A 12,246-nucleotide genomic window follows, 5' to 3' on the forward strand; every position below is an offset into this window, starting at 1 on the left:
CGGGCCCCCTCGAGTACGGTGGCCGCCCACGCTAACGGGAGGGTCCGACAACCAGGTCCTGTCTCCACGGCCCTCCGCCGTGTCAGTGCGGGCCGGTACCGTCGGATCATGGCTCGACAGACGGGGAACCCCACGGGCGAACAGCGGCTCGCCCTGCTCGAAGGCGTACTGGAGCGGATCACATGGTTTTGACAAGTCGGTGATCAGGCTGGAGGGCGGGAGCTGCTCCCGCTGTCAGAGCCGGCCGGTACCGTCGGATCATGTCCAGGCAAGAGGCAGACGCGGACCGCCGACTGGCGACGTTGGACGGCGTACTGGAGCGGATCACCTACGCCAACGAGGAGAACGGCTACACGGTCGCCCGGGTCGACACCGGCAGAGGAGCCGGCGACCTCCTCACGGTCGTCGGCGCGCTCCTCGGTGCCCAGGTGGGGGAGTCCCTGCGCATGGAGGGCCGTTGGGGGTCCCACCCGCAGTACGGGAAGCAGTTCACCGTCGAGAACTACACGACACTGCTCCCGGCCACCGTCCAGGGAATCCGCCGTTACCTCGGCTCAGGCCTGGTCAAAGGCATCGGCCCCGTCTTCGCCGACCGCATCACCCAGCACTTCGGCCTGGACACCCTCCAGATCATCGAGGAGGAGCCGAAACGGCTCATCGAGGTCCCCGGCCTCGGTCCGAAACGCACGAAGAAGATCGCCGACGCCTGGGAGGAGCAGAAGGCGATCAAGGAGGTCATGCTCTTCCTCCAGACCGTGGAGGTGTCCACCTCCATCGCCGTGCGCATCTACAAGAAGTACGGCGACGCCTCGATCTCGGTCGTGAAGAACCAGCCCTACCGCCTCGCTTCCGACGTCTGGGGCATCGGCTTCCTCACCGCCGACAAGATCGCCCAGTCCGTCGGCATCCCGCACGACAGCCCCGAGCGGGTGAAGGCCGGTCTCCAGTACGCCCTTTCCCAAGCCACCGACCAGGGCAACTGCTACCTCCCCGAGGAGCGGTTGATCGCCGACGCGGTGAAGCTGCTGCAGGTCGACACGGGCCTGGTCATCGAGTGCCTCGCCGAGCTCGCACAGCCGCCCGAGGACGGCGAGGACCCCGGTGTCGTACGTGAGAAGGTGCCCGGCCCGGACGGCGGCGACCCGGTGACGGCCGTGTACCTGGTCCCCTTCCACCGCGCCGAACTCTCCCTCTCCGCCCAGCTGTTGCGCCTGCTGCGCACCGACGAGGACCGGATGCCCGGCTTCCACGACGTGGCCTGGGACAAGGCGCTGGCCTGGCTGAAGGACCGTACGGGCGCCGAGCTCGCACCCGAGCAGGAGGCCGCCGTCAGGCTGGCGCTGACCAAGAAGGTCGCCGTGCTGACCGGCGGCCCCGGCTGCGGCAAGTCCTTCACGGTCCGCTCGATCGTGGAGCTGGCCCGCGCCAAGAAGGCGAGGGTGGTCCTGGCCGCCCCCACGGGCCGCGCCGCCAAACGGCTGGCCGAGCTCACCGGGGCCGAGGCGTCCACCGTCCACCGTCTCCTGGAGCTGAAGCCCGGCGGCGACGCGGCGTACGACAAGGACCGCCCGCTCGACGCCGACCTGGTGGTCGTCGACGAGGCATCCATGCTGGATCTGCTGCTCGCCAACAAGCTGGTGAAAGCGGTCCCGCCGGGCGCCCACCTCCTCTTCGTCGGAGACGTCGACCAACTGCCCAGCGTGGGAGCCGGCGAGGTGCTGCGCGACCTGCTCGCCGACGGCGGCCCGATCCCCGCCGTGCGCCTCACGCGCGTGTTCCGCCAGGCCCAGCAGTCGGGAGTCGTGACGAACGCGCACCGGATCAACTCCGGCCACCACCCGGTCACCGACGGCATGAAGGACTTCTTCCTCTTCGTCGAGGACGAGACGGAGGAGGCGGGGCGGCTCACGGTGGACGTCGCGGCCCGTCGAATTCCGGCCAAGTTCGGGCTCGACCCGCGCCGGGACGTGCAGGTCCTCGCGCCCATGCACCGCGGCCCGGCAGGCGCCGGCAACCTCAACGGCCTGCTCCAGCAGGCCATCACCCCCGGCCGCCCCGATCTGCCCGAGAAGCGGTTCGGCGGCCGGGTCTTCCGCGTGGGCGACAAGGTCACCCAGATTCGCAACAATTACGAGAAGGGCAAGAACGGTGTCTTCAACGGCACCGTCGGCGTGGTCACCTCGCTCGACCCGGTCGACCAGCGCCTGACGGTGCTGACGGACGAGGACGAGGAGGTCCCGTACGAGTTCGACGAACTGGACGAGCTGGCCCACGCGTACGCGGTCACCATTCACCGCTCCCAGGGGAGTGAATATCCCGCCGTGGTGATCCCGGTCACCACCGGCGCGTGGATGATGCTCCAGCGGAACCTGCTGTACACGGCGGTGACCAGGGCCAAGAAGCTGGTCGTCCTGGTCGGTTCACGCAAGGCGATCGGCCAGGCGGTGCGCACGGTGTCGGCGGGCCGGCGCTGCACGGCCCTCGACTTCCGGCTCTCCCCAAGACCCCTGTGAGAGTTCCAGCGCCCCCTGCGCGGCCGATCCCGGGGCAGGTTTGAGACAGGCATCACGAAAAATGATCGATCAAATGAGTCGTGAAGGTCACAGAGCACTTCCGGATGGGGAATCAAGGGGGCAGGATGAGCAAGTTGGCGGCACTCAGTGCCGTCAATAGGCCCGATGGTCGACCCCGAGTGCACTCTCCTGAGCCAATTGGGGGATGGTAGAGACAGTCAGGGCAACCTCGAAGATGAGGCACTACGTCGGTGAGGGAAGACGTGAGCGACAACTCTGTAGTACTGCGGTACGGCGACGGCGAGTACACCTACCCGGTGATCGACAGCACCGTCGGCGACAAGGGCTTCGACATCGGGAAGCTCCGCGCCCAGACCGGGCTGGTGACCCTGGACAGCGGCTACGGGAACACCGCTGCCTATAAATCCGCCGTCACCTACCTCGACGGCGAGGCGGGCATCCTCCGGTACCGCGGCTACCCGATCGAGCAGCTGGCTGAGCGCTCCACCTTCCTGGAGGTCGCCTACCTGCTGATCAACGGCGAGCTTCCGACCGTCGACGAGCTCTCCGTGTTCAAGAACGACATCACGCAGCACACCCTGCTGCACGAGGACGTCAAGAACTTCTACAAGGGCTTCCCGCGCGACGCCCACCCGATGGCCATGCTGTCGTCGGTCGTCTCGGCGCTGTCCACGTTCTACCAGGACAGCCACAACCCGTTCGACGAGAAGCAGCGCAACCTCTCGACGATCCGTCTGCTCGCGAAGCTCCCGACGATCGCGGCGTACGCGTACAAGAAGTCGATCGGTCACCCGTTCGTCTACCCGCGCAACGACCTCGGCTACGTCGAGAACTTCCTGCGCATGACCTTCTCGGTCCCGGCACAGGAGTACGACCTCGACCCGGTCGTCGTCGCCGCCCTCGACAAGCTGCTGATCCTGCACGCGGACCACGAGCAGAACTGTTCGACGTCCACGGTCCGCCTGGTCGGCTCCTCGCAGGCGAACATGTTCGCGTCGATCTCGGCCGGCATCAACGCCCTCTGGGGCCCGCTGCACGGCGGCGCCAACCAGTCCGTCCTGGAGATGCTCGAGGGCATCCAGGCGGGCGGCGGCGACGTCGACTCCTTCATCCGCAAGGTGAAGAACAAGGAGGACGGCGTCCGCCTGATGGGCTTCGGCCACCGGGTGTACAAGTCCTTCGACCCGCGCGCGAAGATCATCAAGGCGGCGGCGCACGACGTCCTCTCGGCCCTCGGCAAGTCCGACGAGCTGCTGGACATCGCGCTCAAGCTGGAGGAGCACGCGCTCTCGGACGACTACTTCGTCCAGCGCAACCTCTACCCGAACGTGGACTTCTACACGGGCCTGATCTACCGCGCCATGGGCTTCCCGACCGAGATGTTCACGGTCCTGTTCGCCCTCGGCCGCCTCCCGGGCTGGATCGCCCAGTGGCACGAGATGATCAAGGAGCCTGGCTCCCGCATCGGCCGCCCCCGCCAGATCTACACGGGCGTGGTGGAGCGGGACTTCGTCCCCGTCGAGGAGCGCTGACACCTGCCGGTGGGGGCGCCTCGCCCAAGAACTCGCCGCTGACGGTGCGTGGGCGACTGCGGGCCGTCGTGGTTGGCCGAGCAAGTCCCCGCGCAGTTCCCTGCGCCCTCGGGCGGCTGCTGCGAGCCATAGGGGTAAGCGCGCTCCCGGCGGCTGAGACAAAACAGAAGGCGCCCTGGCGCCGGTCCCCCCACGGGCCGACGTCCAGGGCGCCTTCCCATGTCCCGGTGCGGATTCCCCCCACGGGATCCGGCCGGGCGTCTGCGAAGACAGCGCCTGAATCGCTGTCGAGTGCGGCGAGAGTTGAGCAGAATGAGCAAAACTCGCCGTACTCATGGTGGTGCGGTCTGCCGGGACAACGCACGCTCGGGAGGGCCGCTCAAAGCACCCCGGTGTACGTGGCCCCGGCAACGCAACTCTGAGGAAGTCCCCCAAGACATCCTCAGATGCCAGGAAACGCCCCCCAAGACGCTGCCTGACATCGTCAACTTAGACCTTCGAACCCCTTCGATGGTTACGTTCACATCACTGTGATCTGCGTCTCTTGCATATGTCCTTTAGATACGCAAGAGCCCCGATACAGCGATCGGTGCCCAAGCGTAAGGATGATGCGCGAGCCTTGTGAAGAGCTTATGTGAGGCTGGCGCCGGACTCCAGAGGTGCTCTCACCTCGACTTCGACTAACCGCCGGTAACCTCGCCGCGGTTCAACGGAACGTCCGCAGGCGAAGGCTGTTCGTCACGACGAACACCGACGAGAAGGCCATCGCGGCCCCGGCGATCATCGGATTCAGCAGGCCGGCGGCGGCCAGCGGCAGCGCGGCCACGTTGTAGCCGAAGGCCCACACCAGGTTGCCCTTGATCGTGGCCAGCGTCCTGCGGGAGAGCCGGATCGCGTCCGCGGCGACCCGCAGATCGCCGCGCACGAGCGTCAGATCGCCCGCCTCGATGGCCGCGTCCGTCCCGGTCCCCATCGCCAGGCCCAGATCGGCGGTGGCCAGCGCGGCCGCGTCGTTGACCCCGTCGCCGACCATGGCGACCGTCCGTCCCTCGGCCTGCAACCGCCGTACGGCCGCCACCTTGTCCTCGGGCAGGACCTCCGCGATCACCTGATCGATCCCGACCTCGCGCGCCACCGCCTCAGCGACCGCCCGGTTGTCCCCGGTCAGCAGCACCGGCGTGAGCCCCAGCGCGCGCAGCTCGCGCACCGCCCGGGCGCTGGTCTCCTTGACCGCGTCGGCGACGGCGATGACACCGCGTGCCACTCCGTCCCAGCCGACCACGACGGCGGTCCGTCCGTCCTTCTCGGCCGCGTCCTTCGCGTCTGCCAGCTCCTGAGGCAGCTCGGCGGTGTACTCGGCCAGCCGCCCCACGGCCACGTCACGGCCCTCCACACGGCCGCGTACGCCCCGGCCGGGCACGTTCTCGAATTCCGCCACCCCCGGCAGCCGCCCGGCCCGCTCCTCGGCGCCCAGGGCGATGGCCCGGGCGACGGGATGCTCGGAGGCGTGCTCGACGGCGCCCGCGAGCCGCAGTACCTCCTTCTCGTCGGTGCCTGCGGCGACGTACACCTCGTGCAGGGTCATCCGGCCGGTGGTGACCGTTCCGGTCTTGTCGAGTACGACGGTGTCGACGCGGCGCGTGGACTCCAGGACCTCCGGGCCCTTGATCAGGATGCCGAGCTGGGCGCCACGCCCCGTGCCGACCACCAGTGCGGTCGGGGTGGCCAGTCCCAGCGCACACGGGCAGGCGATGATCAGGACCGCGACGGCCGCCGTGAACGCGGCCGCGGTGTCGCCCGTGACGCCGAGCCACACCCCGAAGGTGCCGACGGCGATCAGCATGACGACGGGCACGAAGACCGCCGAGATCCGGTCGGCCAGCCGCTGCACCTCCGCCTTGCCGTTCTGCGCGTCCTCCACCAGCTTCGCCATCCGCGCCAGCTGGGTGTCGGCGCCGACCCGGGCGGCCTCGACGACCAGCCGCCCGCCGGCGTTGACCGTGGCCCCGGTGACGGCATCGCCCACGCCCACGTCCACCGGCACCGACTCGCCGGTCAGCATCGAGGCGTCCACGGCGGACGCACCCTCGACGACGGTGCCGTCGGTCGCGATCTTCTCCCCGGGCCGAACGACGAAGCGGTCCCCGACGGCCAGTTGGGACACGGGGACACGGGTCTCACGGCCCCCGCGCAGTACGGCCACGTCCTTGGCGCCCAGCTCCAGCAGCGCCCGGAGCGCCGCGCCCGCACGCCGCTTGGAGCGGGCCTCCAGATAGCGGCCCAGCAGGATGAAGGCGACGACGCCGGCGGCGACCTCCAGATAGATCGTGGAGGCGCCGTCCATACGCGAGACCGTGAACCGGAACTCGTCGTGCATGCCCGGCATGCCCGCGTCGCCGAAGAACAGCGCCCACAGCGACCAGCCGAACGCGGCCAGCGTGCCGACCGAGACCAGAGTGTCCATGGTCGCCGCGCCGTGCCGGGCGTTGGTCCAGGCCGCCTCGTGGAAGGGCAGCCCGCCCCAGACGACCACGGGCGCGGCGAGCGTGAGCGCCAGCCACTGCCAGTTGTCGAACTGCAGGGCCGGGATCATCGACAGCAGTACGACGGGGAGTGCGAGCAGGGCGCAGACGGTGAAGCGCTGCCGGTAGGAGGCCGGTTCCGGGTCCTCGGCGGGCTCCTGCGCGGTGCGCTCCGGCTGCGGCGGGGGCGGCTCCTCGGCCGTGTACCCCGTCTTCACCACGGTGGCGATCAGGTCGGCGACCTGGATGCCCGCGGGGTAGCTGACCTTCGCCTTCTCCGTCGCGAAGTTCACCGTGGCGGTGACGCCGCCCATGCGGTTGAGCTTCTTCTCGACACGGGCCGCGCAGGAGGCGCAGGTCATCCCGCCGATGAGCAGCTCGACCTCGGAGGCGTCCGCTGCCGTGCCTATCGGTGCCGGTGTCGCTGTGGTGGTGCCGCTCATCCCGGGTACCCGCGCTTCCGTCAGGCCTGGCCGACGAGCTCGAAGCCCGCCTCGTCCACCGCGGCACGCACCGCCGCCTCGTCGAGCGGGGCCGCGGAGACGACGGTGACCTCGCCGGACGCGGCGACGGCCGTCACCGAGCTGACGCCGGGGAGCTCGCGGATCTCACCGGAGACGGAACCCTCGCAGTGTCCGCAGCTCATACCGCTCACCTTGTAGACGGCGGTGACGGTACCCGGGGTGTCGGTCTGGGCGGTCATGTCGTTCTCCTCGTCGAGGCGTGTGGGGCTGCGGGGGCCCTCGGGAGGCCCACCACCTCTCACACTATACCCCTAGGGGGTACCCATCCAAGGAGGGGCGCGACCGTCAGGCGGTGCGCGTCGTCGTGTCGCCGGTGTCCTCCGGGGCGCCCAGGCGGTCGCCGACCAGGGGCTCCAGATAGCGGATCAGCACGTTCTTGATCTCCCGGGTGTACGCGTCGCGTTCGGCGCCCTGGTGGGCGAGGACCAGCTCCAGGCCCGCCTTGTACACGCCGAGGCAGACATGCGCGGTGCGGGTGACGTCGGCCGGGGGCGCGTCCGGCAGGAGTGAGAACAGCAGGGCCTCGATCCGGGAGACCAGGGTCGCGTGCAGGGCGTCGTGCTCCTCGGCGATCCGGCCGGGGATGTCGGGGCCGTGCATCAGTGCGAAGAACACCGGGTGATCGCAGTTGAAGGCGATGAACCGGTCCACGGCGGCCCCGACGGCCTCCTCCAGCGGGGTCGCCGGATCGACCGGCGCGAGCGCCTCGCCGTACGCCTCCCGCATCTCGTGCATCAGCCGGTCCCCCAGCTCGATCGCGATCGCTTCCTTGTTCGGGAAGAACTGGTACAGCGTGCCCGGCGAGACGCCGGCCTCGCGGGCGATGGCATTGGTGCTCGCGGCCGTGTAGCCGGTGGTGCAGAAGACCGAGGCGGCGGCCTCCAGGAGCTGGGCGATGCGGCGCTCGCCGCGGGCCTGGCGGCGGCGCGGCTGTTCCTTCTGTGGGTTGTCGGGCACGCGTTATCCCCAGTTCTCCGAACGCGATTGACAAACACGAGCGGTCGCTCGCATTCTTGGTTCAGGCGAAACGCGAGCGCTCTCTCGTGTTTGCCAGTCTATGGTTTCCACGGTGAAGGGGACACCGCACGATGACCGAAGTCAACAAGTCACCGCGCCCCGGGGGCTGGACCCGTTTCGTGACCGCCCGCCCGCGTCTGTCGCTGCTGGTGGCCCTGGTCATCACCGCGCTCGCCGTGCTGGCCGGCAGCGGGGTCGCCGACCGACTGGGCAGCGGCGGCTGGGAGGACCCGGGCGCCCAGTCGACGTATGCGACCAAGGCACTGGAGCGAGAGTTCCCGGACTCCCAGCCCAACCTGCTGCTGCTCGTCGACTCGGGCCGCGCTTCGGTGGACGACCCCGCCGTCGCCGCCCAGGCACAGAGCCTCACCGCGCGCCTGGCCGGTGAGAAAGGCGTCATGGGTGTCGGCTCCTACTGGCAGTCGAAAGCGCCGGCTCTGCGGGCCGAGGACGGCCACGAGGCGCTGATCGCCGCGCACATCACGGGTGACGAGAAGGCGATGGGCGACACCCTGGACCGCATCGCACCCCACTACCGCGGCACCCACGGCCCAGTGCAGGTGAAGGTCGGCGGGCTCGTCGCCGTGCGGCACGAGATGCAGACGATCATCAAGGAGGACCTGACCCGCGCCGAGATGATCGCCCTGCCGGTGACACTCCTGCTGCTGGTGATGGTCTTCGGGTCGGCGATCGCCGCAATGCTGCCGCTGGGCATCGGCATCGTCGCGATCCTCGGCACGAACGCGGTGCTGCGCGGACTGACGGAGTTCACGGACGTGTCCGTCTTCGCGATGAACCTCACCACGGCCCTGGGCCTGGGCCTGGCCATCGACTACGCACTGTTCATCGTCCGCCGCTTCCGTGAGGAACTGTCCACCGGCGCCGAACCGAAGGCGGCGGTGGGCACCACCCTGCGCACAGCGGGCCGCACCGTCCTCTTCTCGTCCCTCACGGTCGCGGTCTCCCTTGCGGCGATGCTGCTCTTCCCGCAGTACTTCCTGCGGTCCTTCGCATACGCCGGCATAGCGGTGGTCCTGCTGGCCGCCGCGGCCGCCCTGATCCTGCTCCCGGCGGCCCTCGTCCTGCTGGGACACCGGGTCAACTCCCTGGATCTGCGCCGCCTGTTCCGGCGCGGACGAATGCCGAAGACCTCCGGCGAGGAGGGCACGGCCTGGGCTCGCGCGGCGACCCTCGTGATGCGCAGGGCGCCGCTCTTCGCCGTGGCGACCACCGCCGTCCTGATCGTCCTCGGACTGCCCTTCCTCGGCGTGAAGTTCGGCACCGCGGACGACCGCCAGCTGCCCTCGACCGCGGAGTCCCACGTGGTCCAGGAGCACATCCGCGACGGTTTCCCCGGCAGCCCCGGCGGCGGCCTGGAGGTACTCGCCGAGGGCAAGGCGACTCCCGCCCAGTACACCGCCTACAAGGACCGGATAGCTGATCTGCCCGGAGTGCTGAGGGTCGACGGCCCGCTGGTGAAGGGGGAGTCGGCGTACTTCACCGTGCTGCCGAAGGGGGAGGCCGTGGACGACGCGGCCCAGCGCCTGGTGGGTGAACTGCGCGCCGCGGACGCCCCCTTCGACACCAAGGTGACCGGCACGGCGGCCGTCCTGGTCGACTCCAAGCACGCGATAGCCGAGCGCCTGCCCTGGGCGGCCGCCTTCATCGCGATCGTCACCCTGCTCCTGGTCTTCCTCCTGACCGGCAGCGTGCTGATCCCGATCCAGGCGGTGGTACTCAACGCGCTCAGTCTGACCGCCATGTTCGGCGCGGTGGTCTGGGTCTTCCAGGACGGCCACCTGTCCAGCCTGCTCGGCTTCACCAGCCCCGGCTCCATAGAGACCACCCTGCCGGTCCTGATGTTCTGCGTGGCCTTCGGCCTCTCCATGGACTACGGCGTCTTCCTGCTCTCCCGCATCAAGGAGGAGTACGACAGGACGGGCGACCACAACGAGGCCGTCCGCCACGGCCTGCAGCGCACGGGCGGCCTGATCACGGCGGCGGCGGTGATCCTGGCGGTGGTGATGGTGGCCATCGGGACCTCCCGGGTCACCAACACCAAGATGCTCGGCCTCGGCATCGCCCTGGCGGTGCTGATGGACGCGATGATCGTACGGAGCCTTCTGGTCCCCGCGGTCATGCGGCTGACGGGCCGGGCGACCTGGTGGGCGCCGGGGCCGCTGCGGAGGTTCCATCAGCGGTTCGGTCTGAGCGAGGGGGAAAGCGAGCAGACGGAGGTCGCGGCGGAGAACAGGGACAAGGTGGGAGCGCCGGGCTGAGACGCGCCCTGTAGGGGCGCGGGGAACTGCGCGACAAGCCACGATGACCCCGCAGACACAAACGGTGATGGGAGCGCACATGCGGGCAGTGGTGTTCGAGCAGTACGGGGAGCCGGCCGAGGTATGTGAGCTGGCCGACCCTCGACCCACCGACCACGGAGTGGTCGTCCGGGTCGAGGCCACCGGCCTCTGCCGAAGCGACTGGCACGGCTGGCAGGGCCACGACCCGGACATCACCCTCCCGCACGTCCCGGGCCACGAACTGGCCGGTGTCATCGAGGCGGTGGGCACCCGGGTGACCGGATGGCACCCCGGCGAACGCGTCACCGTCCCCTTCGTCTGCGCCTGCGGCGGCTGCGCGGCATGCGCGGCCGGCGACCAGCAGGTGTGCGAGCGCCAGACTCAGCCCGGCTTCACCCACTGGGGCTCGTTCGCTCAGTATGTGGCGCTCGACCACGCCGACGTGAACCTCGTCACCGTACCCCAGGGGCTGTCGTTCGCCACTGCGGCAGGGCTGGGCTGCCGGTTCGCCACGGCGTTCCGGGCGGTGGTGCAGCAGGGCCGGGTGGCGGCGGGGGAGTGGGTCGCGGTGCACGGCTGCGGGGGCGTGGGCCTGTCCGCGGTGATGATCGCGGCGGCATCGGGGGCGAGGGTGGTCGCGGTGGACGTGTCGCCGCAGGCCCTGGACCTGGCGCGGAAGTTCGGCGCGACGGAGTGTGTGGACGCGATGCGGACACCCGACACGGCCGCGGCGATCCGCGAGCTGACCGGCGGCGGCGCCCACCTGTCCCTCGACGCCCTCGGCTCACCCACCACCTGCGCTGCTTCCGTGAACGGCCTGCGCCGCCGGGGGCGGCACATCCAGGTGGGCCTGCTCCCGTCGCCCACCGGCACGACCCCCGTCCCGATGGCCCGCGCGATCGCCCTGGAGCTCGAACTCCTCGGCAGCCACGGCATGGCGGCGCACACCTACCCGCCGATGCTGGAGCTGGTACGCGCGGGCGTGCTCCGCCCCGACCTGCTGGTCACGTCCACGATCACGCTGGACGCGACGCCCGACGCGCTGGCGGCGATGGGGACGGCGCCGGGAGCGGGCGTGACGGTCATCGAGCCGTGGAGCTGAGGGCGGCCCACTCGCGGCCGAGGATGCCCATGACCACCTCGTCGACCCATTCGCCATCGCGCGACCGGGCCTCCCGTCGCACCCCTTCGACCACGAATCCGACCTTCTCGTAGACGCGCAGTGCGCGATGGTTGTGGCCGTGGACGTGCAAGCCGATCCGGTGGAGCCCGAGTTGCTCGAAGCCGTACCCGGCGATGAGTCGGGCAGCCTCCGTCCCGATGCCACGGTCCCGGCCGCGAGGTCCGATGAGCGGACGACTGTGCCCCACTGGTCAGGTGGGGCACAGGTGCTTTTCAAGAGGCCAGGAGACCGGGCGGTCAGGAGACCGGGCGGTCAGGGGCCTCGTCGTCTCTGCGGCCGCGGTTTCCGGGCCTGGAGGCGACCCAGGCCCGGACCGTGTCCGCGTACCAGAAGGGCTTGCCTCCCTCGACGTGGTCGGGCGGCGGCAGCAGCCCGTGCTTGCGGTAGGACCGCACGGTGTCCGGCTGCACCTTGATGTGCGCCGCGATCTCCTTGTACGACCAGAGCCTTCGGTCGGTCATGGGTGGCACCTCCCCGCGCGCACCGCGGGGGCGGCCGGGGGCGGCCGTCGGGGGAGCCGGGCGCTGCGCTGGCGATCACAGATCTGTGCCCGGTCAACGACGGAGCGTGAGCGGAGGGCAGGGGCTGTGGGACGGGTGTGACGCAGGCCTCGCGAACATGCGACACCCGTGAC

At 69.9% G+C, this 12,246-nt stretch carries 8 protein-coding genes and 1 pseudogene; 4 read left to right on the plus strand and 5 right to left on the minus strand.

Annotated elements, in window-relative coordinates; genetic code table 11:
• Positions 1-260: 260 nt before the first annotated feature.
• Positions 261-2,513, plus strand: coding sequence for an SF1B family DNA helicase RecD2 (gene recD2 / locus LJ657_RS00675; protein WP_232646108.1), 2,253 nt, complete (start codon positions 261-263; stop codon positions 2,511-2,513).
• 263 nt (positions 2,514-2,776) lie between these two features.
• Complete coding sequence (locus LJ657_RS00680) at positions 2,777-4,066, plus strand: citrate synthase (protein ID WP_232646109.1); 1,290 nt, start codon at positions 2,777-2,779, stop codon at positions 4,064-4,066.
• A 706-nt stretch (positions 4,067-4,772) separates the two neighbouring features.
• Here LJ657_RS00680 and LJ657_RS00685 read toward each other — a convergent pair.
• The 3 genes from LJ657_RS00685 to LJ657_RS00695 all read right to left on the minus strand — a co-directional run bounded on the left by LJ657_RS00685 (position 4,773) and on the right by LJ657_RS00695 (position 8,069).
• Positions 4,773-7,031 (minus strand): heavy metal translocating P-type ATPase, encoded by a 2,259-nt coding sequence (locus LJ657_RS00685; protein ID WP_232646110.1) that lies wholly within the window; start codon positions 7,029-7,031, stop codon positions 4,773-4,775.
• Positions 7,032-7,051: 20 nt separating this feature from the next.
• Entirely contained in the window at positions 7,052-7,291 is a 240-nt protein-coding gene (locus LJ657_RS00690) for a heavy-metal-associated domain-containing protein (RefSeq protein WP_232646111.1), read from the minus strand.
• A gap of 106 nt (positions 7,292-7,397) precedes the next feature.
• Positions 7,398-8,069 carry a TetR/AcrR family transcriptional regulator gene (locus LJ657_RS00695; protein ID WP_232646112.1) on the minus strand — a complete coding sequence of 224 codons (672 nt, stop codon included), beginning with the start codon at positions 8,067-8,069 and terminating at the stop codon, positions 7,398-7,400.
• Positions 8,070-8,200: 131 nt separating this feature from the next.
• Between LJ657_RS00695 and LJ657_RS00700 the strand changes: the two genes are divergently transcribed.
• Positions 8,201-10,408: an MMPL family transporter gene (locus tag LJ657_RS00700; protein WP_232646113.1), complete on the plus strand. Its 2,208-nt coding sequence runs from the start codon at positions 8,201-8,203 to the stop codon at positions 10,406-10,408.
• 79 nt (positions 10,409-10,487) lie between these two features.
• Positions 10,488-11,531 carry a zinc-dependent alcohol dehydrogenase family protein gene (locus tag LJ657_RS00705; RefSeq protein WP_232646114.1) on the plus strand — a complete coding sequence of 348 codons (1,044 nt, stop codon included), beginning with the start codon at positions 10,488-10,490 and terminating at the stop codon, positions 11,529-11,531.
• On the opposite strand, the pseudogene LJ657_RS00710 reads toward LJ657_RS00705, so the two are convergent.
• Together LJ657_RS00710 and LJ657_RS00715 are read right to left on the minus strand one after the other, a co-directional pair.
• Positions 11,512-11,787 (minus strand): annotated as a pseudogene (locus tag LJ657_RS00710) (GNAT family N-acetyltransferase); the annotation flags it as partial. The gene LJ657_RS00705 and the pseudogene LJ657_RS00710 sit on opposite strands and share 20 nt — an antisense overlap.
• Positions 11,788-11,848: 61 nt before the next feature.
• Positions 11,849-12,073 (minus strand): helix-turn-helix transcriptional regulator, encoded by a 225-nt coding sequence (locus tag LJ657_RS00715; RefSeq protein WP_232646115.1) that lies wholly within the window; start codon positions 12,071-12,073, stop codon positions 11,849-11,851.
• Positions 12,074-12,246: the final 173 nt, after the last annotated feature.

Source organism: Streptomyces guryensis (assembly GCF_021261325.1).
Lineage (GTDB): Bacteria > Actinomycetota > Actinomycetes > Streptomycetales > Streptomycetaceae > Streptomyces > Streptomyces guryensis.

Excerpts from the sequence above, each read along its gene's own strand:
- LJ657_RS00685 (WP_232646110.1), bottom strand. The coding sequence starts at position 7,031 with ATGAGCGGCACCACCACAGCGACACCGGCACCGATAGGCACGGCAGCG.
- LJ657_RS00690 (WP_232646111.1), bottom strand. The coding sequence starts at position 7,291 with ATGACCGCCCAGACCGACACCCCGGGTACCGTCACCGCCGTCTACAAG.
- LJ657_RS00705 (WP_232646114.1), top strand. The coding sequence starts at position 10,488 with ATGCGGGCAGTGGTGTTCGAGCAGTACGGGGAGCCGGCCGAGGTATGT.
- LJ657_RS00715 (WP_232646115.1), bottom strand. The coding sequence starts at position 12,073 with ATGACCGACCGAAGGCTCTGGTCGTACAAGGAGATCGCGGCGCACATC.
- recD2 (WP_232646108.1), top strand. The coding sequence starts at position 261 with ATGTCCAGGCAAGAGGCAGACGCGGACCGCCGACTGGCGACGTTGGAC.
- LJ657_RS00700 (WP_232646113.1), top strand. The coding sequence starts at position 8,201 with ATGACCGAAGTCAACAAGTCACCGCGCCCCGGGGGCTGGACCCGTTTC.